This window comes from Gellertiella sp. DMC107 (genome assembly GCF_056313605.1).
In genome coordinates this window covers 195,404-219,074 of the sequence record NZ_JBQUZZ010000006.1, presented here as the reverse complement: position 1 = coordinate 219,074, position 23,671 = coordinate 195,404, and the positions used below count along the sequence as shown (strand labels likewise).

Sequence of the window (23,671 nt, the reverse complement as noted above, 5' to 3'; positions counted from 1 at the left end):
AATCCGATCGGTCGCTGACGATCGTGACCCGGCCGGTGGCGGAAATCCGTTCCCGCGTGGAAAAGACATTTCATTCGATCGGATCTCTTCTCGACCAGCTGGCGGCAGTGGCGGCGGCGTTCCAGGGCTATCTTCGCCAGGATCTGGACAGCGGTCTGGAGCTTCCCCATTACAGCCGCGACTTCCAGTCGGGGCTCTCCCTTTTCGAGCAGGATTTCTCCCGGCTGCGCGCTGCGGAAGGCCGGATTGCCGAAGTGGCGGGGGATCTGCGCAGCCATGGGCCGGGCATTGTCGATCACAGCATTCACCTGCGCAGCTGCACCTTCACGCTCAAGGTCATCAGCGCCCGCTTTCCCGAGATTTCGGGTTTCGCCCAGGAGATTGCCGATTGCGTCAACCGCATCCGCGCCTCCGGCGAGAAGCTGACCGGCCATATCGCCCGCGTCAGCGATCCGAGGGCGCGGCTGACCGGGACGGGGGATCACGCGGTGGAACAGCCGGTGCTGGAGGAAACCTTCCGCACCGAACCGGCTTCCATGCGCATTGCCGCAGAGGAAATCGACCAGATGATCGCGCGGCTGATGAGCACGCTGCAAAGCGGCGATATCGCCAGCCAGAGGCTCGACCATATCGTGCAGGCGGTGGAGAAAATCGAGACCGCCGGCCTTTCGCCCGAGGAGCGGGCTCTGTTTCTGGCCATGATCGACGATCAGCTTGCCGAGACGATGGAGGAGCTGATCTCCAATTGCGGCATGTTCACCGAGAATATCCAGCTGATCGCCAGCCGCATTTCGGTGCTGGAGGACAATGCAGACCGGCATCGCACCGGTCTTGCCGACAATTACCGGGCGCTGCTGAAGCGTCTCGACGCCTATTTCGCGGCGCTTCAGGCCTTCTTCCGGGCGGGAAGCGACCGGAGCGGCCGGCTGCCTGCCCTGGGCGACGATGCGCCGCTGTCCATCGAAGCGGAAATTGCCGCCATCGCATCGGCGGTCCGCGACATCTATTACATGGCCCTGAACACGACGCTGAGCTGCGGCCGGCTGGGTGACGGCGCTGCCTCCGCCGCGCCGATCACGGCGGAAATTCGCTATCATGTCGGGCATCTCGGCGAGATCGCGGATGGCATGGCGGCGCTGGCGCCCGTCATCCGTGAAAGCATGGCCTGCTACCGCGATATCGGGAACGAGCGGCTGGCCGACCTGACCGCCACGGAAGAGGCGCGCCTCTCCCGTCAGGTGGAGGCGATGGCCGAACATGCCCGGCAGGCCTGGCTCAGTCCCGCCCGGCTGCACGAGCTGGCGGTCGAACTTCTGGCCGAAATTCCGCGGTTGCGGCAAGTGACCGAGGGAGCGGCGCCGGTGCGCGATCATCTGGCGGCCTATCGCCAGGCCGGGTCACGCCTTGCGACCAGCCCGCGCACCGAGGCACTGAGCCAGGAAATCTTCGCGCTCTACACGATGAATCTCGAGCGCGAGGTGCACAAAAGGCACTTCCACGTGGATATCGATTCCTCCGATTGCGAGGCCATCAACCTGTTCGGCATGGATGGCGACAACGGTCAGCTCGATCTCGCCGCGGTTCTCTTCTGATCCATCCGGGCGGCATGGGCGGACAGCCAGTCTGCATCGACCGTGTCGATCAGCCTGCCGTAATCCGCTGCGCCGCGCGAGGCAGGGGCATGCCTGTCCACCGTGACGCCTCTCTCCACCGCCTCCGCGATGCGGATATCGGCCCTGATCGTGCCGATCAGCTTGTCCGCGCCGAACTCCCGTTCGACGGTCTGCAGGATGCCCCGATGCACCAGGCTTTGCTGGTTGTACTGGCAGGCGACGAGGCCGAACTCCCGGATCGACGGGTTGATCTTCATGCGGACCATCAGGAAAATGCGGCTGAATTGCCGAATGCCCTCCAGCGACAGAGGATGCGGCAGGAAGGGGATGACGACGCCGTTTGCGGCGGCGAGCGCCATGACCATATCCGGATCGAAGGCGGGCGCGGTATCGATGACGACAAGGTCGTATCGGGCCTGAATGGCGTCGGTGCGCAGCGCGTCGCGCAGCACGCCCGGCGGGATTTCGCCTTCCGTACGCCCCATGCCGGTGGCGGCAGGGGCCAGGTCGAGGCGCTCCACCCCGGTCTTCAGCAGCGCGGCATGGAGCGCCGACGGGCCGTCGCGCGGCAGATCATGGACCGCCGGATGATCCCTGGACATCTTCAGGCCGAGCGCATGGGCGCAATGGCCCTGCCGGTCGAGATCCACCAGCAGCACCCGATGCCCCTGCCTCGCAAGGCCCGCGGCAAGATGCAGGCTGGTGGTGGTCTTTCCGGTTCCGCCCTTGCGGTTTGCGACGGCGATGACGTAAGGCCCCATGGGCACGCTCTCTCCTGCGCCTGTCCGGTCGGGCGATGGGTCCGCCCGTGATCGAGCCCCAGAGCGGGATGTTCTGGTTCGCATCAGGATCGACCGCCGCGCGCCCGCCGTCAATCCGGAAATGGCGGAGCGGTTCGAAGCGCCCGCCCTGTCAGGCCCTTTTGCGACAGCCGATCCTTGCCCTCTCGCCTCGTGGCGTCATGGTATGGGGGAGACGCCTCGCTCCAAACCCGCCTCCCGATGTCGCTCTGCGGCCATGCGCGGTGTCCCCGCCCTGTAGACTTGGGCCTTTAGAGACACGGGATACGCTTGATGACTGTCCTGACCGATCGCCTCCGCCAGCCGGATTCGCGCCTGCGCCGGTTCCTCTGGCCCGTGCTGGCCGCCTTGCTGGTGGTGAGCTGGAGTTCCGGTTTCGTCGGCATCCGCTATGCGAGCGAGCATGCGGGCGTGCTGCTCGTGCTGTTCTGGCGCACGCTGCTGTCGGGGTTGATCCTGGCCCCCTTCGCCCTTTTCATCGGTCCGCGCCTTCGCGCACGGGATGTGCTGATCCAGAGCGGGCTCGGCGTCATGATCGTGTTTCTCTATCTGGGCGGCTTTGCGCTGGCCATCGAGCAGCGGGTGCCGACGGGGCTCGTGGCGCTGATTTCCGATCTCGTGCCGCTGGCCATTGCCGGACTGTCCCATACGGTGCTGGGCGAGCGCATGACGGGCCGGCAATGGCTGGGCACCGCCATCGCCGTCCTCGGCGTGCTGCTGGTGTCCTCCCACAGTCTTTCCATCGGGACCGCCCCGCTTTGGGCTTACGGCGTGACGGTCGGCGCCATGCTGATCTTTGCGCTGGCCACCGTGCTGCAGAAATCTCTCGGCATGGTGGGCATGCCGATCCACCAGAGCCTGTCCATCCAGTTTCTCACCGGGGCTTTGCTCTTCGGGCTTTGCGCGGGCGCAGAGGGCAGCCTCGTCCCGCCGCTGGAACAGGGTTTCGTCGTCGGAATCGTCTGGCTGGTGCTGATCGCCACCTTCCTGTGCTACACGATCTATTATGCCTGCCTGCGGCTCTATCCCGCTTCCAGGGTCAGCGCCGCCGTCTATCTCAGCCCGCCGGTGACGATGATCTGGGGCTGGGCTCTTTTTGCCGAACCCCTGTCGCTGTCCATGCTGGTCGGACTTGCGGTGACGCTGGTCGGCGTGTGGCTCACGTCTTTCGCCGGCCATTGACCGGCCCGGCTCGGGTTTCACGCTTTTGCCGCACGCGCTCCCTATATAGGTAACGGAGGCTGGACACGGCTGGCGGGTTCGCTAGGCTTGTTCCGGGTGCAGGTGCGTCAAAGGATTTCGCAATGAAAAGAATACTGGTGACCGGCGGGGCTGGCTTTCTCGGCAGTTATCTCTGCGAGAAGCTGCTCGATGCGGGCAATCAGGTGACCTGCCTCGACAATTTCTACACGGGCAGCCGGGAAAATCTGTGCCGTTTTGCCGGCAGGAACGGCTTCAGCCTCGTGGAACAGTCGGTCGAGGAACCCTACGAAGACCGATTCGACGAGATTTACAACCTGGCGTCCCCCGCCTCGCCGCCGCAGTATCAGGCCGATCCGATCCTGACGTTCCGGACCAACATCATCGGCACGCTCAACATGCTGGAACTCGCGCGCCGCACCGGTGCGAAGATCCTGCAGGCCTCGACGTCCGAAATCTATGGCGACCCGCTGGTTCATCCGCAGCGGGAGGATTACTGGGGCAATGTCAATCCGATCGGCATCCGCTCCTGCTATGACGAAGGCAAGCGCGGGGCGGAAACGCTGGTCTGCGACTATCAGCGCGTGCACGGCCTCAACATTCGCATGGTGCGGATCTTCAACACCTATGGTCCGGGCATGAACCCGGCGGATGGGCGGGTGGTCTCGAATTTCATCCTCCAGGCGCTTCGGGGCGACGACGTGACCGTTTACGGCGATGGCAGCCAGACCCGCTCCTTCTGCTACCGGGACGATCTCGTGGAGGGCATCATCCGGTTGATGGACGCGCCCGACACCGTGTCTTTCCCGGTCAATATCGGCAATCCCGTGGAATTCACCATCCGGGAGCTGGCGGAACTGGTGCTGGAACTGACCGGCTCGCGCTCGCGGCTGGTCAACCGGCCGCTGCCCCAGGACGATCCCATGCAGCGGTGCCCGGACATTGCGCGGGCGCGGGATTATCTGGGCTGGGCCCCCAAAACACCGCTCCGGGAAGGATTGCTGAAGTCGATCGACTATTTTCGGCAGTTTGTCGATGGTAAGGCGTCCGCTGGCGCCCGTGCGGCGCGCTAAGGAGTGAGTGAAATGAAGATCGTGATCATCGGCACGGGATATGTCGGTCTGGTGGCAGGCGCCTGCTTTGCCGAATTCGGCCATGACGTCGTCTGCGTCGACAACAATCCGATGAAGATTGCCTCGCTCACGCAGGGCATCATGCCGATCTACGAACCGGGTCTGGATGCGCTGGTGACGCGCAATGCCAGGGAAGGGCGTCTGGCCTTTACCGAGGGTCTGGAAGAGGCGCTGAACGGCGCCGATGCCGCCTTCATCGCGGTCGGCACGCCGCCCCGCGCCACCGATGGCCATGCGGACATGAAATATGTCTATGCCGTCGCCCGGGCGCTCGCGGAAAAGGCAAGCGGCGATCTGGTGGTGGTCAACAAGTCCACCGTGCCGGTTGGCACCGGCGACGAGGTGGAGCGCATTCTGCTCTCGGCCGGGCGCCCGTTCCGCATGGCGGTCGTGTCCAATCCGGAATTCCTGCGGGAAGGGGTGGCCATCGGCGATTTCATGCGGCCGGACCGGATCGTGATCGGCAGCGACGATGCCTGGGCGCAGGACGTGATCTCCCGCCTCTATGCGGTTCCGGGCTTCGAAGGGGTCACCGTGCTGCACACGGCGCGCCGCTCCGCCGAACTGCTGAAATATGCCGCCAATGCCTTCCTGGCCATGAAGATTACCTTCATCAACGAAATTGCCGATCTCTGCGAGGCCGTCGGCGGCGATGTGCGCGACGTGGCCTATGGCATCGGCCTCGACAGCCGGATCGGCGAGAAATTTCTCAATGCCGGCCCGGGCTATGGCGGCTCCTGCTTCCCGAAGGATACGCTGGCGATCTCCAAGACGGCCCGGGACTACAAGGTGCAGTTGCGCACGGTGGAAACCGTGATCCAGGTGAACGACAACCGCAAGCGCGCCATGGCGCTGCGCGTGGTGGATGCCTGCAACGGCAATATCCGCGGCAAGAAGGTGGCCGTGCTCGGCCTCGCCTTCAAGGCGGATACCGACGACATGCGCGACAGCCCGGCCATTCCGGTCATCCAGGCGCTTCTCGATTTCGGCGCGCAGGTGCACGCCTATGATCCGGAGGCCATGGACAATGCCCGGGCGATCCTGCCGCAGGTGGAGTATGGCACGGATGCCTATGACACGGCCGAAGGCGCCGACGTGGTGGTGATCCTGACCGAATGGAAGGAGTTCCGCGATCTCGACCTGGAGCGCCTGCGGGCGAAAACCCGGCAGCCGCTGCTGGTCGATTTCCGCAACATCTACGAGGAAGAGGCCGTAACCGCCGCAGGATTCGATTACTGGTGCATCGGCCGGCGCAATGCGGGCGGCCCCGATCTCAGCCGGTCGCTCGCCGCCGAATAGACCGGGTTCTATTCAAGATTGAAATGGGGGATGGAGACCGCTGGTTGCTTGGCAGCGGCGGCGGGAGGCGTGATAGATAATTGTTTTCTATCAAAGGAATCTCTCGCATGACTCGTTCGCGCCTCTCGCGTCGCCTGCTGCCTCTTGCGCCGCTTGCCTTCGGCCTCGCCAGCGCCCTTACCGCCGCACCGGCTGCCGCATCGGATCTTCCCGAACATGCCTCGCCGTCCACCTGCGTGGTGCTGATCGGTCTTGCGCTCCAGGGCGGGGCGATCGATGTGGAGGACGAGCAGGACTACCGCGATGCCTCCGACGCCTATCGCAAGATGTCGGTGAAGCTGAACGGCGGAAAGGATGCCTCGGACCAGATGATCGGCTCGACCGTGAACATGTATGCGGGGCTGAGCAAGAACGAGCTGACCGACGGCGCGGACATGTGCCTCGAATCCGTCGACGACACCTTCACCGAGGATGAATGAAGCGCCTCGGCCGGACCAAAAAAAACGGGGCCCTTGCGGCCCCGTTTCCGTATCGGCCATCGGGGATGGCTTATTTCATCGGCTTCATCGAAGCGAGGATCTTCACGACCTCGTCCGAATGGGCGTCCTGCGTTTCCTTCAGGCCCCAATAGGTGAAGACCAGGATCTTGTCGCCAGCCGGCGCGGCGAAGCCGAGCGACACGTCGACAGGGCCGTCCTTGTCGGTGCCCTGGTAATCCAGGGTGGAGACCTTCATGCCGTTGATCTCCACTTCGGGAGACTCTTTCAGCGTTGCGGGGTCGATCTTCACGCCGTTCTGGCCGAGGAAGTCGATCGCGGTATTGATGATCTGGTCGGAGGAGGCTTGATCGGCCACATCGACGGAGAAATAGATGGCGCCATCGTCGGAGGCGGCATCGACGCCGGTTTCCGTTTCCTTCGGGGTCCAGCTGTCGGGAATTTCGATGGAGGCGACGGGATCGTCGCTCGGAAACTCAAGCGTGGCAGACCACGCGGCGAGCGGCATGGCGAGAACCATGACGGAGGCAAGAAGCAGTTTTTTCATCGGGGGTCCTCCTGAAGGGCGGGGCGGGCAATTCCGACCTGCTTTCTGGCATATTCACCCCTTATCCGTAACCGGTTTCTGATTATCTTAACGATTTATTATCGAACGGCGTTAACGCAGGCGGCAGGGGGCAATGCCCCGGCCGGTTCAAAGTCCCTGTTCCCGCCGTTTGAACCAGCGCACCAGATAGGCGGTCAGGATCAGCACGGCAAACCCGGCGAGATTGACGAGCGCCAGCGGCAGGGCGGTGCGGCCCATATGATCCAGCACGAAGCCCAACAGCTGCGCGACCACCATGCCTGTCACGAAAACTGCGAGGGATTGCTGTCCCACCACCGTCAACACCCGCACCAGCGCCCCCTTCAGCCGTCGTCCTCCGGGGCCGGCAAGCTGTACGGCAAGATAGGCAAGCGCCAGGAAATGCACATGGCGGAGCAGGCCGAAGCGGCTCTTGTCCGTCAGCGGCACCAGCATTTTCGCCGCATCGGCAAAGAAGGGATGATCCGCATAGAACCGGCCCCAGGCAAAGGGGATGCTGGCGAGCACCACGACCACGGCGGCCAGCAGCAGCCAGCCATGGGCGCGCGGCGCGGGCAGGGTCCGCCGCATCAGAAAGAAGCCGGTAAAGAAGGCCAGCTGCCAGCCCAGCGGGTTGAAGAACCAGGCGCGGTCGGACCAGGGTTCGGCCGGCAGGTTGACGCCCGCCTGGGCCGCCCCCCACAGCGCTGCCATCAGCAGGAAGGGCAGGGCGCGATGCAACCGCTCTGCGCCGAGCATCAGCGGCAGGAGGGCGAGCAGCACCATGTACATGGGCAGGATATCGAAATAGTTCGGCACGTAGCGCAGTGTCAGGAAGGCACCGAGCATAGGGCCGGGATCCCGGATGAAGGGCAGGAGGTTCAGGCTTTCCAGATAGGTCCCGTTGCCATCGGGCCGGGGGCCGGCGGCCGCCATGATCGCCACCAGAATGACGAAGACGGCCAGATGCGCCCAATAGATCTGCCAGATGCGCCGCACCACGCGGAACAGCAGCGCCGTCATCCCGCCCCGGTCGAACGTGCCGCCGAAGGCAATGGCGGAGGCCATGCCCGACTGGAAGACGAACATTTCCGTCGCATCGGAAAAGCCGAAGCGGGCCGGGATGTAGAGCGCCCAGCCGTCATAGGGAATATGGGCGATGAGGATGATCAGCATCCCCACCCCCCGGAAGAAATCCAGCCGCGGATCGCGCGGGCGCTTCGGCCTTGCGCCGGCCGGTTCAGAAGGTGCCGCGATAGAGGGCGGCATCGAAGCGACAGGCGATGAGGGAGAAGCCGTTGCGTCGACGGGCCTCGGAAAGCGCGGTACGGAGTTCATCCCTTGTCTCCACGGTGATCCCGGCTCCGCCGAACCCTTCGGCAATCCGGGCAAAATCTGTTTCGCCGAGCGTCACCCCGGCGGATTTCAGGCCGGCGGCGGCCTGCTTGAGCGCGATGAGGGCGAGGCTCTGGTCCTGGAAGACCACGAGCGTGACGGGAAGCGCAAGGTCGCGCAGGGTCGCCAGTTCGCCGATACCCATTTCCAGCCCGCCATCGCCCATGACGGCGAAGACCCGCCGCTCCGGTTCGACCATTGCCGCGCCGATGGCGAGCGGCAGCGCGGCCGCCATGGTGCAGAACCCGGCCGATTGCAGCAGCGTCAGCGGCTGTTGCGCGACCCATTGCTGGGAAAGCAAGATGCGATGGGCGCCGCTGTCGACGGTCACGATATCCCCGGGGGCGGTGGCCGCCTGCAGTTCCTCCACGATGGCACCCGGGCCAAAGGCGGGCGCCGGGCTGAAGGCCGTGTGAAGGCGGGCGCGGAGCGCTGCGGGTTCCCCCGCCGGCCAGCCCTTTTTCTCCTCGACCATGCCGGCAAGCGTCTCCAGAAACACCCGGGGAGCGGAGGCGATCCGCATGGCCGCGCCGTGCATGCCGTGATCGGCGGGAAGGGCGGTGATCTCGACGATGGCCTCCCGCGCCGCGAAATTCTGCCAGCCGGGCCGCATCTCGATCGGATCGTAGCCAATCGCAAGCACCAGGTCGGACGCCCCGAGCAAGGGCAGCAGCAGACCGTCCGCCCGGGGCGAAAGGCCGGCGCCGCCAAGGCTTGCCGGGTGGTCTTCCGGCACCAGACCCTTGCCCTTGTAGGTGGTGATGACGGGCGCGCCGATGCGGCAGGCCAGCGCCAGCACCGCTTCGCCGGCGCCATCCCGCGCCGCCTCGAACCCGGCAAGGATGACCGGCCGTTCGGCGGAAGCGATGCGGGCCGCAACCGCCGCCATCGCGGGCGAGGAGGGATGTGGCAGAAGGGCCGGCGATACCGGCTGGCGAACCGCCTTGCCCTGCGCCTGCCGCGCGGCGACGCCGGGGGCGATATCGATATGCACGGGTCCCTTCGGCTCGGTAAGCGCAAGGGCGATGGCGCGCGCGACCGTTTCCCCCGCATCGGCTTCGGCAATCTCGAAGGAGGCCTTCACCAGCGGGCGGAGGAGGGCCGACTGATCGATGATCTGGTGGGTATAGGTCGCGCGCAACTCCCGGTCGACGATGCCGGAGAGCACGATCAGCGGCACCCGCTCCTGCGCGGCATCGGCAATGCCGTTCACCGCATTGGCAAGGCCGGGGCCGAGCGTCGTGACGAGGGCGGCCGGGGCGCCGGTGCGCACCGAGACGCCGGCCGCCATCATGGCTGCCGCGGTTTCGTGCCGGGCCAGATGGAAGCCGATCCCCGCGCCCAGCAGGCCGTCGATCAGCGTCACCACCTCGCCGCCGGGCATGCCGAAGGCATGGCGCAGGCCGTGGGCGTAAAGCGTTTCGCCCACCACATCGGCTACCCGGTGTCCGGCTTCGGTGTCGGTCTTGTCGTTCATGGTCGGGCTCGCGTGATCGTGATTTCGGTTTCGGGCATCGGGCAGGCATGAGTGCTGTTCAGGACAATCCCGCCAGAAGGACAAAGCGGATGCTTCGATCCCTCATTCTCGCTCTCGCCCTGGCCGCTCCGCCTGCGCTTGCCGCCGGTGCCGGGTGCGGCGGCGAGACGGTCTGCAAGGTCGAAGACGGAGCGTATCGTATCCTCCTTCCCGAAGGTCGGGTGGAGGGGGTCTATGTGTTTTTCCACGGTTACAAGTCCTCCGCCGCGCTTCAGGTGAAGCAGAAGGCCATCGTCGATGTGGTTCTCGCCCATCACCTCGCCTTTGCGGCCCCTGACGGGGTCGAAGGCAGCTGGAGCATTCCGGCCGGTCCCGAAAGGGCGCGCGACGACCGGGCCTATGCGCTGGCCGTCCTTGACGATCTCAAGGCCCGCTTCGGCTTTACGCCGGACAAGACGCTGGTCGGCGGCTTTTCTCTCGGCGCCTCCATGGCCTGGTACACGGTCTGCCGCGACGGCGGCCGGGCAGCGGCCATGCTGACCTTTTCCGGCGTGTTCTGGGATCCGCTTCCCCGGCCGGCGGACTGCGTGAAGGACCTGCCGCCGATGATCCACATCCATGGCCGGGCCGATGGCACCTTTCCGCTGTCCGGCCGCGCCATCGGCGGGTCCTATCATCAGGGCGACACAGTCCAGAGCGTCGCGATCTACCGGGACCGGGCGGCCTGCGACAAGCCGAAGCCCTTCGCATCCGAAGCCGCGGATCTCGAATGCGAGACCGCACCCGACTGCGTCAGGGGCGAAAGCCGTCTCTGCCTGCATCCGGGCGGACATCAGGTGCGCCCGGGCGATCTCGACCGGGCGCTGACCACTCTCGGTTACGCGCGCTGATACCGGGGGCATGAACGGCCCTTACTGCCGGAAGGCCTTCACCACATAGGCGACGACAAGGCCGAAGAGCAGGTGGCCGCCGAGCGAGGCCCAGGTGAGCGGGATGAAGCCGAGGAACGGCGGCAGGCCGGCAAAGAGATGCGCCATCACGTAAAGCGCGAAAACCCAGAGGCCCACGCCGAAGCCGGCGCCGGTGAGGACGAGCGGCAGGCCGGGCACCACGAGCCGCTGCAGGGGCCGGGCAACGAAGAGATAGCCGATGGGGTAGAAGACGATGCCGACGATGGCATGGATCACCTCGGCCAGAAACAGGTTCTGGAAGCCGAAAACCGATTGCACGAGGGCCGCCGGCTGAAGCGGGCCGCCGACGAGCAGGGGGGTGATCACCCGCGCCCATACCTCCCAGCTGAGATCGGCGGCAATGCCGGCGGTGAGGATGGTGCGGACGAGCCGTCCGTCGATTTCGGGGAAAAGCATGGGTCTGGCGGTGGTGGTCATGGTCATGGACGGGATCCTTCTGCGGCGGGGGTGAGGTCAGGCATGCACGGCTGTCGCCAGCCGGATCGAGCGGAACAGTTGGTCTTCCTTCTTCAGCGAGCTGCGGACGAGGCCGACGCGGGAGAGACCAGCCTGATCGCCGTGCCGTCCGAGCGTTTCGGCCAGCGACAGCACGAAAAAATCGCGCTGGGCATTGCTGCCGCCGATCTTCGGCAGGTTGAGCATCATGCGGTCGAGCATCTGCCGGTCGGCCGGCGCGCCGAGGCCTGCCAGCATCCGCGCCAGCGGAATGCCGATTTCGGCCGCGATGCGGGCCTGATCGCCCGTGCCCTGCGCCTTGCGCTCGATTTCCGCCACCAGGGTTTCGGCCGCGCGCCGGTCGCCGACGGCCACCAGCGCGGCCAGATTGTGGAGGGCGGCAAAGATCAGGGTCGTGTCCTTCTGGCGGCTGCGGGCCACATGGGAAAGCTCTTCCCACCGATGGCCGACAGCCACGCCCATGCGGTTCAGCCGCCACAGCAGCGAGACCGCATTGGCCATGTCGCGGAAGTCGTCGGTCTGCTGCGGGCGCACCTCGTCGTCATAGAGGTCCAGCACCCGGGCGTGGTCTCCCCTCTCCAGATGCAGGAGGGCCAGATGCCAGGCCATATGGAAGGAGAAATTGTTGCAGCGCGACCAGGCGGGGCGGCTGTCTTCCAGCCAGTCGATCCCGCGCGCCGTATCGCCGCGCATTTCGTGCACATGGGACACCGCATGCAGGCCCCAGGAATCGTCCGGACGCAGCGATACGGCCAGATGGCCGGCGGAGAGCGCTTCTTCGTAGCGGCCCGCCTCTTCGAGGGCGAAGGCATGGCAACCGTGGATGAAGCCGGCATAGGGATCGGCGGGCGACAGGGCCCGGACCGCATGGCTGGAGGAAGCGAGCATGCCACCGCCATCGCCCAGCATGAAGCGCAGTGCATGGGCGATCTTGAAAGGCAGGAAGAGCGACGGACGATCGGCAAAGCCGTTGTCCAGGACGGTTATCGCGCGGGCAAAGCCGCCGCTGGCGGCGGCCTCGAAGGCCTGAAGCAGAACGGCCTCGTCTGCGGTGCCGCCGTCCCGGGCTGTGGCTGCATGCCGGGCGTCGTTCAGGATGAGCTGGGCCGCATCGGCGGTTTCCTGCCGGGCGAGAATCAGATGCGCAAAGCCTTTGAGCACATGCGCGGCAATATGGCCGGGATCGGCCTGAAGCGTCGCGGCAATCGCCATGCCTGTGCTGGGCCGGTGGGCGGCAAGGCCGTAGATGGCGTTGTCAAAAGCCTGCCGGGCCTCTGCGCTGGCGGTGCTGGTCGAAAGGTCGTGGGCTTGGCGCGTCATCAATAACTCCCGGGCTTGGACCGGCAGAGGAAACAGGCCGATCTACGGGGGTTACGCAGCGCGCCGCGCTTTCGTTACAGGCGAGACGGATATTTTTCGGCGGGCCGCGCCGTTTTTCAGCCGCCGTCCTTGAGGATGGCCGAGAATCGCGGGTCGAAGGCGCGGCTGATCGGCTCGGCAGCCGCCCCCAGCGCCACGGCCCAGGGATCGGTCATGCCGACGGTCAGCCGGGGCAGCGCCCGGTCGCGGCGCAGCGCGTTGGACGGCAGAAGCGGCATGATGCGTTCCATGAGACGATGGACCAGCGCCGCCGGAGCGCCGCCGGACAGGATGACCGTCTGCGGGTCGAACAGCGTCTCCACCAGATGCACCGACCAGCGCAGGGAATCCGCCGCTTCCCCGACCCAGCTTTCGACGCGGGGATCGTTGCGCTCGACCAGCGCGGTGGTCTCCGCCTGGAGATCGACGCGCGCGGGATCGAGATCGAGCCGCTTGTAGAGCGAGGCGAGCGACGCCCGGTGTTCGACCGGCGAAGGCAGGCCGCCCGCCGAGAACAGCGCCATGCCGAGTTCTCCCGCATTGCCATGCGCGCCCGCGTAAAGCTCGCCGTTGAGGATCAGGCCGGCACCGATGCCGTAGCCGAGATAGATGCAGATCGCATGGTCCAGCCCATGGGCTGCGCCCACCATCCGCTCCGCCGTGGCACAGGCGGCGGCGTCGTTCTGCAAGCCGACTTCCAGCCCGGTGCCCGTGGCCAGCGACTGGAGCAGGGGAAAGGATTGCCAGGCCGCCATCATCCAGTCGTCATTGCCCTCCGCCTCGATGCCGAACGGACCGGGCATGGCAACGCCGAGGCCCGCCAGCCGGTGTTCTGCCCGGGGGGAGCCGGCGACGAGATCGCGCCTGACCGTGCCGATGAGATCGAGGATGACGCGCACGCCCGAGTCCGGGCCGTCGGGGGGAAGCGGCATTTCCGCCCGGCTCAGCACATTGCCGAGCAGATCCACGCCGATGGCGCGGGTGACGTGCCGGTCGATCTGAAGGCCGATGGCAAAGGCTCCCTCCGCCACCAGCCGGTAGGGCGTGGAGGGCTGGCCGCGCCCCTTGCGCACCACTTCCTCGCCGGTCACCAGTCCGTCTTCCTCCAGCGCCTCCATCAGGTTGGAAACCGTCTGCTTGGTCAGAAGCGTGGCGCGCGCCAGATCGGCGCGCGACAGCGCCCCGTTCAACCGCAGCGCTTCGATGATCACGCGGCGGTTGTGGGCGCTGGCGCCTTCCTGATTGGTTCCGGTCTTGGCGCGGATGGGCCTGATATCATGCATTCTGAAAATACCTCTTGACAGATATAGAAACTTACACAAAGTTTAAGTCAAGTCATTTGACTTAATAGAGGGCGAAGAACCTCGGGGATCAAGACCGCAGCGGCCGCGCAGCGCCGCATAAAAATATGGAGGAAGTGATGAAGACTGGCCTGAAGATCCTTCTGGGAGCCGGCGCGATGGCGCTGATGGCGTCGCATGCGCTCGCCGAAACCCAGATCAATGCATTGTTCATGGCGCAGGCCGCCTATAGCGAGGCCGATGTCCGCGCCATGACCGATGCCTTCACCAAGGCGAACCCCGACATCAAGGTCAATCTGGAATTCGTTCCCTATGAGGGCCTGCATGACAAGACCGTGCTGGCGCAGGGCTCCGGCGGCGCCTATGACGTGGTGCTCTTCGACGTGATCTGGCCGGCGGAATATGCCAGCAACAACGTGCTGGTGGATGTTTCTTCCCGCATCACCGACGACATGAAGAAGGGCGTGCTGCCCGGCGCCTGGACCACGGTCCAGTATGACGGCAAGTCCTATGGCATGCCCTGGATCCTCGACACCAAATATCTGTTCTACAACAAGGAAATCCTGGAAAAGGCCGGCATCAAGGCCCCGCCGAAGACCTGGGCGGAACTCACCGAACAGGCCAAGATCATCCAGGAGAAGGGCCTGCTCAAGACGCCGATTTCCTGGAGCTGGGCACAGGCGGAAGCCGCCATCTGCGATTTCACCACCCTCGTTGCCGCCAACAAGGGCGATTTCCTGAAGGATGGCAAGCCGGCCTTCACGGAAGGCGGCGCGCTGGATGCGCTCACCTACATGGTCGAGAGCTACAAGTCGGGCCTCACCAACCCCAACTCCAAGGAATTCCTGGAAGAGGACGTCCGCAAGGTGTTCCAGAACGGCGAAGCCGCCTTCGCCCTCAACTGGACCTACATGTACAACATGGCCAACGACCCGAAGGACAGCAAGGTTGCCGGCAAGGTCGGTGTCGTGCCCGCGCCGGGCGTCGACGGCAAGAGCGAGGTTTCGGCCGTCAACGGTTCCATGGGCCTCGGCATCACGGCTGCCAGCAAGCATCAGGACGAAGCCTGGAAATACATCGCGTTCATGACGTCGCAAGCCGTGCAGAACCAGTATGCCAAGCTGAGCCTTCCGATCTGGGCCTCCTCCTATGAGGATCCGGCCGTGACCAAGGGCCAGGAAGAGCTGATCGCTGCCGCCAAGCAGGGCTTGGCCGCCATGTATCCGCGCCCGACCACGCCGAAGTACCAGGAGCTTTCCACGGCCCTGCAGCAGGCAATCCAGGAATCGCTCCTCGGCCAGGCCGAGCCCGCCGATGCCCTGAAGACTGCTGCCGAAAACAGCGGTCTCTGAGACGCCCCCCCGCGGGCTGGCCTTCGGGCTGGCCCGCGCCTTTCCTCCGCCTTCGCCTCCTCGATGACGCGCCCCGGCGGAGCCGAACCCCAAAAGCTTTCCGCTCACCCCGAAAGAACCCGCAATGTCCAGTACCTGGCTCACCACCCGGGCATGGCTGCTCATGCTCCCGCTTCTGGCGGTGATGATCGCCGTCATCGGCTGGCCGATGGTCGATACGGTCCGGCTGTCCTTCACCGATGCGAAGCTGGTGGGGACGGGCGGCCAGTTCGTCGGCTTCGACAATTACGTGAAAGTGCTGACCGGCAGCAATTTCCGCAATACGCTCTACACGACCGGCCTCTTTGCCGTGGTCTCGGTCACGGCCGAAATGGTGCTGGGCATTCTGGCGGCGCTGCTGCTGAACCAGCAATTCTACGGCCGCACCCTGCTGCGCGCCCTGATGATCCTGCCCTGGGCGCTGCCCACCATCGTCAATGCCACGCTCTGGCGGTTGATCTACAATCCGGAATATGGCGCGCTGAATGCGGCGCTGACACAGCTCGGCCTGATTGCGGATTACCGGTCCTGGCTGGGCGAGCCCGGCTTTGCCATGGCCGCGCTGATCGTGGCCGATTGCTGGAAGAACTTTCCGCTCGTCGCGCTCATTGCGCTCGCCGCCCTGCAAAGCGTGCCGCGCGATCTCATCGCCGCTTCGCTGGTGGATGGCGCCTCCGCCTTCAACCGCTTCCGCTTTGTGGTGCTGCCCTATCTCGCCGGCCCCCTCATGGTGGCGCTGGTGCTGCGCACCATCGAGGCTTTCAAGGTCTTCGACATCATCTGGGTCATGACCCGCGGCGGGCCGGCCAACACCACCCGGTCCCTCTCGATCCTCGTCTATCAGGAAGCCTTCTCCTTCGGACGGGCGGGCTCGGGGGCTTCGCTCGCGCTCATCGTCACCCTCATCGTCACGCTGCTGGCCGTCGCCTATGGTGCGCTCGTCCGCAAGGCCGCCGGGAGTGCCAAGTAAAATGGAACGCCAGAGCCTTCCCTTCCGCATCGCCCTTCACGCGGCTGCCCTGCTGCTGGGGATTGTCATCCTCGCGCCGCTCGTCTGGCTGTTCATCATGTCAGTAGCGCCGGCAGCCGATCTCGCCGCCCGGCCGCTGCGCTGGTGGCCCGCGACGCTGGATTTCTCGCGCTATGCGACGCTTCTCTCCACGGTGGAAAACAGCGCCGGGGCGGCCTTCCTCGCCTCGCTGCGCAACAGCCTGATGGTGGCGGGCATGGCAACGGTCGCCGCCGTGCTGCTGGCCATTCCCGCAGGCTGGGCCGTGTCCCGCACGCCCGCCATCGGCTGGTCGCTGGGCCTGCTGATCGGCACCTACATGCTGCCCCCGGTGGCGCTGGCCGTGCCGCTTTACATGGGGCTTGCCCATCTCGGCCTGCTCAACAGCGTCTTCGGGCTGGCGCTCGTCTATCTGACCATCCTCGCCCCCTTCACCACCTGGCTGATGAAATCGGGCTTCGACACGATCCCCCGGGACATCGAGGCCTCGGCCATGATGGACGGCGCCGGGCTCTTTGCGACGCTGCGCATCATCACGCTGCCGCTCGCCATGCCCGTGGTGGCCACGTCGGCGCTCTTTGCCTTCCTGCTCGCCTGGGATGAATTCTTCTACGCCCTGCTCTTCACCTCCGACCAGCGCGCCAAGACGCTGACGGTGGCGATTGCCGATCTCGCGGGCGGGCGTGTTTCCGATTACGGCCTCATTGCAACGGCTGGCGTCCTTGCCGCATTGCCGCCCGTGCTGGTGGGGCTTTTCATGCAACGCGCCCTGATTTCCGGGCTCACCAATGGCGGCGTCAAGGGATGAACACGATGAATACCCGTCCTGAAGGACTTCTGGCCATCGATCGCGAAATGGCGCGGCAGCATGGGGATGCCCTGGCGTCTTTCGCCGCCGCCCGTCCCCGGGCCAACGACATCGCCGCCTCGCTGAAGCGCACGGGCCGCCTGCTGCTGCTCGGCATGGGTGGTTCCCACGCGGTCAGCCGCGCGGTCGAGCCGCTCTATCGCGCTGCCGGCATCGATGCGGTGGCGCTGCCGCTTTCCGAACAGCTCTGTGCCCCGCTGCCGCTCGCCGGCCGCACCGTCCTCATCACCTCCCAGTCCGGCGAAAGCGCTGAAGTGCACCGCTGGTTCGCGGAAACGGGCGGAACGGCCGAAACCTTCGGCCTGACCCTGGAGGATGGCTCCTTCCTCGCCCGCATTGCACCCAGCCTCGCGGGTGTTGGCGGCACGGAACGGGCCTTTGCGGCGACGCGCAGCCTCACCATCACCTTTGCCCTGCATCTCGCCATTCTGGCGGCGCTGGGCGTCGATCCGCAGACGGCCCTGTCCGGGCTGGTGACGCCGGAAGAACCCGCCATCGAGCCGGCCCTTGCCGCGCTTGAGGGCGTGCAGACGGTCGTCACCTCCGGACGTCGGCTCCAGGGCGTTGCCGAAGCGCTGGCGCTCGGTCTGACGGAACTGTCGCGGCTTCCCTGCTTCTCGCTGGAAGGCGGGCAACTGCGCCATGGCCCGATGGAAATGCTCTCGCCTCTCACCGGCATCGTGCTCTTTCGCGGCGCGGATCCGACCGCACCGCTGGTGACCGCCATGGCCCATTCGGTGGTCGAGGCGGGTGCGCCCCTCGTGGTCTTCGATGCCTCCGGCGAGCCGCCGGTTTCGGGCGCCACGACGCTCTCTTTCCGTCCGGCCGAAGGGCTGGCCGCCATTTTCGCGCTGTTGCCGGCCGCGCAGCGGTTCATGGTCGCCTTCGCCGCGCAGCGGGTGGACAATGCCGGCACGCCGGTCCGCTCCTCGAAAATCACCCGGAGCGAGTGAATGAAGCCGCTTGCCGTCATCGGAAACCTCAATGCAGACCTGATCATGGGGCCGGCCGTGCCCTGGCCGAAGCCGGGCACGGAGGTCATCCTCGACCATGACGATCTCCGGGTCGGCGGGTCGGCGGGCAATACGGCGCTGGCCTGGATGGCGCTTGGCCTCGATTTCGCGCTCGCCGCCAATACCGGCAACGACGTGTTCGGGCGCTGGCTCGCGGAGGCCTTCGGGGCCCATGGCCCGCGGCTGCCGGTTCATCCGGGCGGCACGACGCTGTCGGTCGGGCTCGTCCATCCGGACGGGGAGCGCACCTTCTTCACCACCCGCGGCCATCTGGTGCATTTCTGTCTGGAGGATGTGCATCGGGCTCTTGCCGGCTCTGACCTCAAGGGCGGGTATGGCCTGCTCTGCGGCTCCTTCCTCACCGACAGGCTGGTGGCAGATTATGACCGCCTGTTCGACTGGGCCGATCGCGCCGGTCTCACGCTGGCGCTCGATACCGGATGGCCGAGCGATGGCTGGACCGCCGAGAACCGCGCGGCCGTGCGGCACTGGCTGTCCCGCTGCGGCGTTGCCCTGCTCAACGAGGTGGAATCCGCAATGCTGACCGGCGAGGACGATCCGGAAGCGGCGGCCCGGGCGCTGAAAGCCATCATGCCCGAGGGCGCGATTGCCGTCGTCAAGCGCGGCCCGCATGGCGCGATCGCCGTCGATCCCGGCGGCGTCCTGGTTTCAGCGCCGGCACCCGCAGTCTCCGTCATCGACACGATCGGCGCGGGCGATGTCTTCAATGCGGGTTTCCTCGCCGCGCTCGCGGCCGGAAAGCCGCTTCAGGCCTGCCTGGAGGCCGGCGTGCGGATCGCCTCGCGGGCCATCTCCACCCATCCTCGATCCTATGACCTCACGCTTGCAGGGAGTGGCGCATGAGTGCCCTGACCATCCAATCCGTCCGCAAGAATTATGGCGAGGTGGAGACGCTGAAAGGCATCGACATCGCGCTCGAAAGCGGGGAATTCCTCGTGCTGCTCGGCTCGTCCGGCTGCGGCAAGTCCACCTTGCTCAACATCATCGCCGGTCTGGCGGAGCCGACCAGCGGCGATATCCGCATCGGGGATCGCTCCGTGGTGGGGGTCCACCCGAAGGACCGGGACGTGGCGATGGTGTTCCAGTCCTATGCGCTCTACCCCAATCTCACCGTCGCGCGGAATATCGGCTTCGGGCTGGAAATGCGGCATGTGCCGGCGCCCGAGCGGGAAAGGGCAGTGCGCGAGGCGGCGGCCCTCCTGCAGATCGAGGCGCTGCTCGAGCGCAAGCCCGCCCAGCTTTCCGGCGGCCAGCGACAGCGCGTCGCCATCGGCCGCGCGCTGGTTCGCCGTCCGAAGATCTTCCTGTTCGACGAGCCGCTTTCCAATCTCGATGCCAAGCTGCGCATGGAGATGCGCACGGAGCTCAAGCGCCTGCACCAGATGCTGAAGACCACGGTCGTCTACGTGACCCATGACCAGATCGAAGCCATGACGCTGGCGACCCGCATCGCCGTCATGCGCAACGGCGTGATCGAACAGCTCGATACGCCGGAGGCGATCTATAACCGCCCGGCAACCCTTTACGTCGCCACGTTTGTCGGCGCTCCGCCGATGAACCTGCTGGACGGCGTGGCGGAAGCGGACGGCATCCGCCTGAAGGGGCTCGACGCGCTGCTTCCGGTTCCCCATGCGCTCGAAGCCGGCCGCCCCGTCATCCTCGGCATCCGGCCGGAAGCGCTCTCCGGGCAGACGGGGGATGTCGCTCTCACCCTCGATGTCGAACTGGCCGAACTGACCGGACCGGAGTGCGTGGTGAACGGCATGCTGGCCGGCCAGAAGCTCGTCGCCAGCCTGTCGCCGCGCGTCGGCGCTGCCGCCGGCAGCCGGATCGCCTTGCGGGCGGAAGCCAGTGCCTTCCATCTCTTCGATCCCGGGAGCGGGCTTCGCCTGAACTGACCCAAAAATCCCGCCATTGACAGGTCGAGGCCCCAAACTTTAATTCCACTAAAGTTTGCGGCGCGATTCTCTTCGGGCAGCGCATCTTCCCCCAAGAACAAGGACAGGCATGATGGACCAGGCGGGCATGATCGAACTTGAAAAGGCACTGGCAGACGGCAAGACCGCGCTTCTGGCGGCCATCCTCCAGCGTCTCACGGCGCTGCCCGGGGTCATGGACGCCACGCTTCTGGCGGTGGCTGCGGATCGGCGAAGCGTGACGCGGATTGCGACGAGCAATCCCGCCCTCTTTCCAGAAGGGGGCGGCGAAGCGCTCGATCCCGCCGATCCCTGGTGCCAGCGGATCATGGAAGAGAAGCAGCCGGTGCTGGCCGATGACCCGGACGGGCTGCGGCACTATCTGACCGAAGCGGCGGAGATCGAGAAGGCGGGTTACGGGGCGAGCGGTTCCTTCCCGATCGTGATCGGGGGAGAGGTGGCCGGTACCGCCAATATTCTGGCACCGTCCGGCTATTTCACCGGGGAAAGGGTGGCGGCGATCACCGCTTGCCTGCCGCTCGCCGCCCTCGGCTGCCTGGTCTGGAGCCGGAACGGGGCCTGACCCCTCATGCAGAAACGGCCGCCTTTCGGCGGCCGCACGGTTCGAGGCGGAACTCCGTTCTCAGAATTCTTCCCAATCCTGGCTCGCGGCTGTGGCCGTGGCAGCCGGGGCGGATGAGCGGGCGGTGAAGGCCGAAGCGATCTTTCCGGCAAGCGCGCGGGCTGGCGAGGGGCGGGGGGCCTGCTGCGAGGCGACAGCCGGCTTTGCCGGAGCCCGGGGCGCCGGAGGCGCGGCGGGTGCCGGTGAAGGCGAAGCGTTGCGCTGGCTGCTGCGTGCCATCGTTTCCGCCCCACCGATCCGGAAGGTGCCGATGCGGTCGTTGAGCGAGGTGACTTCGCTGACCAGACGGTTGGACGCCGCATTCGACTCTTCCACCATGGCCGCATTCCGCTGGGTGCCCTGATCGATCGTGTTCACGGCCGAGGTGATTTCGGCCAGCCCGATGGATTGCTCGCGGGCCGACTGCACGATCGCCTCCACATTGGCATTGATCTCGTTGACCTGACCGACAATGCTTTCCAGCGCTTCGCCCGTTTCGCCGACCAGCGCCACGCCGCGCTTGACCTGTTCGCCGGACGAGGTGATCAGGCTCTTGATTTCCTTGGCCGCATTGGCGGACCGCTGGGCGAGTTCGCGCACTTCCTGGGCGACGACGGCGAAGCCCTTGCCCGCTTCCCCGGCGCGGGCCGCTTCGACGCCGGCATTCAGCGCCAGCAGGTTGGTCTGGAAGGCGATCTCGTCGATCACGCCGATGATGTTGGAGATTTCGCGGCTCGAATGCTCGATGGCGCTCATCGCGGCCACTGCATTGCGCACCACTGCACCGGAATGGGCCGCATCTTCGCGGGTCCGCGACACGAGCTGGCCGGCCGCTTCCGCCCGCAGGGTGGAGTCCTTGACCGACGTGGTGATTTCCTCCAGGGCGGCGGCCGTCTGTTCCACGCTGGCGGCCTGCTGCTCGGTGCGCTTGGACAGGTCGTCGGCCGCATCGCGGATCGCATCCGAACCCGTCTTGATGGCATGGGCGTTCTGCATGAAGCTCTTCAGGGCATCCTCGAGCTTTTCCACCGAGGTGTTGAAATCTGCCCGCAACCGCTCCAGAGAGCCGCCGAAGGGCTGCTTCAGGCGGATCGTCATGTCTCCTTCGGACAGCTTCAAGAGGCCGTTCGCCAGTTCGGAGACGGCGAAGGAAACGATCTGTTCCTGTTCGGCCGCATGGGCTTCCCGTTCGGCGCGGTCCCGGGCGCGCTGCTGCGAGGCGGCCTGCGCTTCCTCCTGCAGACGGTCCTTTTCCGCATTGGCATCCCGCAGCACCACCAGCGACCGGGCAAGGTCACCGATTTCGTCCTGACGGTCGGTGCCATCGATCGCCACCGCATTGTTGCCGGCGGCGATTTCAGCCGTGCGGCCGATCATGGCCTGCAGGCGCCGGCGGAAGCCGCGCGACAGCAGCACGCCCAGACCGGACAGGACCACCACCGCCAGCAGGACGATGCCGGCGGACAGTTCGATCATGCGGTTGAGCTCGGCATAGACCGTGGATTTCGGGATCAGCACCAGCGACTGCCAGACCGTGCCGGGGATGAGTTCCACCGGGACGGACATGGCCATCTTGTCGATGCCGTCCGTATCGGTAAAGGCAAAGGGTTCGCCCGGATGGCTCGTCAGCGAGGCCCAGGTCTGCATGTCGAAGCCCGTATCCTTGAGGGGCTTGCCGATCTGGTCGGTCATGACATCCGAGACGACGATGCCGCTGGCGGAAACCAGCATCACCTCTCCATCGCCCATGGGGCGGGTTTCGTTCAGCCGCTTGTTTGTTTCGGCCAGCGCCATGTCCATGCCGGCCACGCCAATGGCCTTGTCACCTTCCATGATCGGCAGCGCGATCGAGGTCATCAGCACATTCTTGCCGTCGACGGGGTAGATGTAGGGCTCGATGATCTGCGCGGATTTCTTCGTGAAAGGCAGGATATAGTAATCGCCGGCGCCCGGCTTGGTATAGTCGACCAGAACCTCGTTGATGATCTTGTCGCCGGAGCGGACCCAATAGGGCATGTAGCGGCCCGTGGCGTCGTGGGCGGGCTTGCCGGCCCAGTCCTTGTCCTTGCCGTCGAAGGCATCGGGCTCCCAGCCCGTCCAGGTGCCAAGCGCGAAACTGTTGCCGGCCAGAAGGTCGTGCAGCACGGCATTGGCCGCGGCGCGATCGTTATGACCGGTGCCCTTCAGGGCAAGCATGGTGATGCGCATGGAATCCACCACGCGGACGCCCTTCTGGAACGTGTCGATGACCGTCTCGCCCGTGGCTTCCGCGACCGCTTCCATCTTGCCATGGGTGTCGTCGAGAACCTGCTGATAGGAGATGGAGAAAAGCACACCGGCGGCAACGCTGGTTGCCAGCACGCCGGCCGTGACCAGCGAGAAAATATTGCGGCTGGTGGCAGTCTTGAAGAACATCGGTCGCATCCCCCGGGCAGAAAGCCTGAAAACGGTCAAATCCGACGTCATTCGGAAGGCGCGCCTGCGCACACGGTACCATCCCGCACCGGATATTTATCTATGGATGGATTAAGTTTTGTTTAATTACATTAATAGGCACATATTTAATACCGTCGGCCATCCTCCGGCCGGAGCGAAGAATGCCCTGTTTTGCCCGAACACGGCGCGGTGCGCGCCTTTCGCCGGGAAAGCCACAAGCCCTGCACACGGACTGTTTACCCTCCGCTCCGGTTCTGCGGCCCGGGCCGGTTTGACCGTAAAAATACCCTCCCGTCCAAACCCCATCTTAAAAGCGGGCCGTGAATAAC

21 protein-coding genes are annotated in these 23,671 nt (G+C 65.6%); 13 read left to right on the top strand and 8 right to left on the bottom strand.

Annotation, left to right across the window (positions count from 1 at the left end; genetic code table 11):
- The first annotated feature begins 56 nt into the window (after positions 1-56).
- Positions 57-1,592, top strand: a complete 1,536-nt coding sequence (locus ACT54B_RS19075) for a hypothetical protein (protein ID WP_476047224.1) — start codon at positions 57-59, stop codon at positions 1,590-1,592.
- Here the strand turns inward: ACT54B_RS19075 and ACT54B_RS19070 are convergent.
- Positions 1,562-2,374 carry a ParA family protein gene (locus tag ACT54B_RS19070; protein ID WP_476047222.1) on the bottom strand — a complete coding sequence of 271 codons (813 nt, stop codon included), beginning with the start codon at positions 2,372-2,374 and terminating at the stop codon, positions 1,562-1,564. The two genes, ACT54B_RS19075 and ACT54B_RS19070, sit on opposite strands and share 31 nt — an antisense overlap.
- A gap of 312 nt (positions 2,375-2,686) precedes the next feature.
- Between ACT54B_RS19070 and ACT54B_RS19065 the strand changes: the two genes are divergently transcribed.
- The 4 genes from ACT54B_RS19065 (at position 2,687) to ACT54B_RS19050 (ending at position 6,524) form a co-directional block, all read left to right on the top strand.
- Positions 2,687-3,595 carry a DMT family transporter gene (locus ACT54B_RS19065; protein ID WP_476047220.1) on the top strand — a complete coding sequence of 303 codons (909 nt, stop codon included), beginning with the start codon at positions 2,687-2,689 and terminating at the stop codon, positions 3,593-3,595.
- Positions 3,596-3,717: 122 nt separating this feature from the next.
- The gene (locus tag ACT54B_RS19060; RefSeq protein ID WP_476047218.1) at positions 3,718-4,686 is read left to right on the top strand and encodes a UDP-glucuronic acid decarboxylase family protein; all 969 of its coding nucleotides are present in this window, start codon (positions 3,718-3,720) and stop codon (positions 4,684-4,686) included.
- Between the two features lie 12 nt (positions 4,687-4,698).
- On the top strand, positions 4,699-6,045 hold the full coding sequence (locus ACT54B_RS19055; protein ID WP_476047216.1) for a UDP-glucose dehydrogenase family protein: 1,347 nt from the start codon (positions 4,699-4,701) through the stop codon (positions 6,043-6,045).
- A 107-nt stretch (positions 6,046-6,152) separates the two neighbouring features.
- Positions 6,153-6,524: a hypothetical protein gene (locus ACT54B_RS19050; RefSeq protein ID WP_476047214.1), complete on the top strand. Its 372-nt coding sequence runs from the start codon at positions 6,153-6,155 to the stop codon at positions 6,522-6,524.
- A gap of 70 nt (positions 6,525-6,594) precedes the next feature.
- Here ACT54B_RS19050 and ACT54B_RS19045 read toward each other — a convergent pair whose 3' ends face one another.
- The 3 genes from ACT54B_RS19045 to ACT54B_RS19035 all read right to left on the bottom strand — a co-directional run bounded on the left by ACT54B_RS19045 (position 6,595) and on the right by ACT54B_RS19035 (position 9,979).
- The gene (locus ACT54B_RS19045; RefSeq protein ID WP_476047213.1) at positions 6,595-7,089 is read right to left on the bottom strand and encodes a histidine kinase; all 495 of its coding nucleotides are present in this window, start codon (positions 7,087-7,089) and stop codon (positions 6,595-6,597) included.
- A gap of 147 nt (positions 7,090-7,236) precedes the next feature.
- Positions 7,237-8,376, bottom strand: a complete 1,140-nt coding sequence (locus tag ACT54B_RS19040) for an OpgC family protein (RefSeq protein ID WP_476047212.1) — start codon at positions 8,374-8,376, stop codon at positions 7,237-7,239.
- Positions 8,348-9,979, bottom strand: coding sequence for a thiamine pyrophosphate-binding protein (locus ACT54B_RS19035; protein WP_476047210.1), 1,632 nt, complete (start codon positions 9,977-9,979; stop codon positions 8,348-8,350). Before ACT54B_RS19035 ends, ACT54B_RS19040 begins: the two co-directional genes overlap by 29 nt.
- Before the next feature lie 89 nt (positions 9,980-10,068).
- Here ACT54B_RS19035 and ACT54B_RS19030 point away from each other — a divergent pair, with 89 nt between their 5' ends.
- Positions 10,069-10,869, top strand: coding sequence for a CE1 family esterase (locus ACT54B_RS19030; protein WP_476047208.1), 801 nt, complete (start codon positions 10,069-10,071; stop codon positions 10,867-10,869).
- A gap of 21 nt (positions 10,870-10,890) precedes the next feature.
- On the opposite strand, the gene ACT54B_RS19025 is transcribed toward ACT54B_RS19030, so the two are convergent.
- The 3 genes from ACT54B_RS19025 to ACT54B_RS19015 all read right to left on the bottom strand — a co-directional run bounded on the left by ACT54B_RS19025 (position 10,891) and on the right by ACT54B_RS19015 (position 14,048).
- The gene (locus ACT54B_RS19025; protein WP_476047207.1) at positions 10,891-11,373 is read right to left on the bottom strand and encodes a hypothetical protein; all 483 of its coding nucleotides are present in this window, start codon (positions 11,371-11,373) and stop codon (positions 10,891-10,893) included.
- Positions 11,374-11,403: 30 nt separating this feature from the next.
- Complete coding sequence (locus ACT54B_RS19020) at positions 11,404-12,726, bottom strand: tetratricopeptide repeat protein (protein WP_476047205.1); 1,323 nt, start codon at positions 12,724-12,726, stop codon at positions 11,404-11,406.
- 116 nt (positions 12,727-12,842) lie between these two features.
- Complete coding sequence (locus tag ACT54B_RS19015; protein ID WP_476047203.1) at positions 12,843-14,048, bottom strand: ROK family protein; 1,206 nt, start codon at positions 14,046-14,048, stop codon at positions 12,843-12,845.
- Positions 14,049-14,185: 137 nt separating this feature from the next.
- On the opposite strand from ACT54B_RS19015, the gene ACT54B_RS19010 reads away from it, so the two are divergent.
- The 7 genes from ACT54B_RS19010 to ACT54B_RS18980 all read left to right on the top strand — a co-directional run bounded on the left by ACT54B_RS19010 (position 14,186) and on the right by ACT54B_RS18980 (position 20,867).
- On the top strand, positions 14,186-15,418 hold the full coding sequence (locus tag ACT54B_RS19010) for an extracellular solute-binding protein (protein WP_476047202.1): 1,233 nt from the start codon (positions 14,186-14,188) through the stop codon (positions 15,416-15,418).
- 124 nt (positions 15,419-15,542) lie between these two features.
- A complete protein-coding gene (locus ACT54B_RS19005; RefSeq protein ID WP_476047200.1) occupies positions 15,543-16,427 on the top strand; it encodes a carbohydrate ABC transporter permease in 885 nt (294 codons plus the stop codon).
- A gap of 1 nt (position 16,428) precedes the next feature.
- Entirely contained in the window at positions 16,429-17,274 is an 846-nt protein-coding gene (locus tag ACT54B_RS19000; RefSeq protein ID WP_476047198.1) for a carbohydrate ABC transporter permease, read from the top strand.
- Positions 17,271-18,287, top strand: coding sequence for an SIS domain-containing protein (locus ACT54B_RS18995; RefSeq protein ID WP_476047196.1), 1,017 nt, complete (start codon positions 17,271-17,273; stop codon positions 18,285-18,287). The genes ACT54B_RS19000 and ACT54B_RS18995 overlap by 4 nt, the downstream gene beginning before the upstream one ends.
- Positions 18,288-19,211, top strand: coding sequence for a carbohydrate kinase family protein (locus tag ACT54B_RS18990; RefSeq protein ID WP_476047194.1), 924 nt, complete (start codon positions 18,288-18,290; stop codon positions 19,209-19,211).
- The gene (locus ACT54B_RS18985) at positions 19,208-20,266 is read left to right on the top strand and encodes an ABC transporter ATP-binding protein (protein WP_476047192.1); all 1,059 of its coding nucleotides are present in this window, start codon (positions 19,208-19,210) and stop codon (positions 20,264-20,266) included. Before ACT54B_RS18990 ends, ACT54B_RS18985 begins: the two co-directional genes overlap by 4 nt.
- 109 nt (positions 20,267-20,375) lie before the next feature.
- Complete coding sequence (locus ACT54B_RS18980; RefSeq protein WP_476047190.1) at positions 20,376-20,867, top strand: GAF domain-containing protein; 492 nt, start codon at positions 20,376-20,378, stop codon at positions 20,865-20,867.
- A gap of 60 nt (positions 20,868-20,927) precedes the next feature.
- Here ACT54B_RS18980 and ACT54B_RS18975 read toward each other — a convergent pair whose 3' ends face one another.
- Positions 20,928-23,321, bottom strand: coding sequence for a methyl-accepting chemotaxis protein (locus ACT54B_RS18975; protein WP_476047189.1), 2,394 nt, complete (start codon positions 23,319-23,321; stop codon positions 20,928-20,930).
- Between the last annotated feature and the right edge of the window lie 350 nt (positions 23,322-23,671).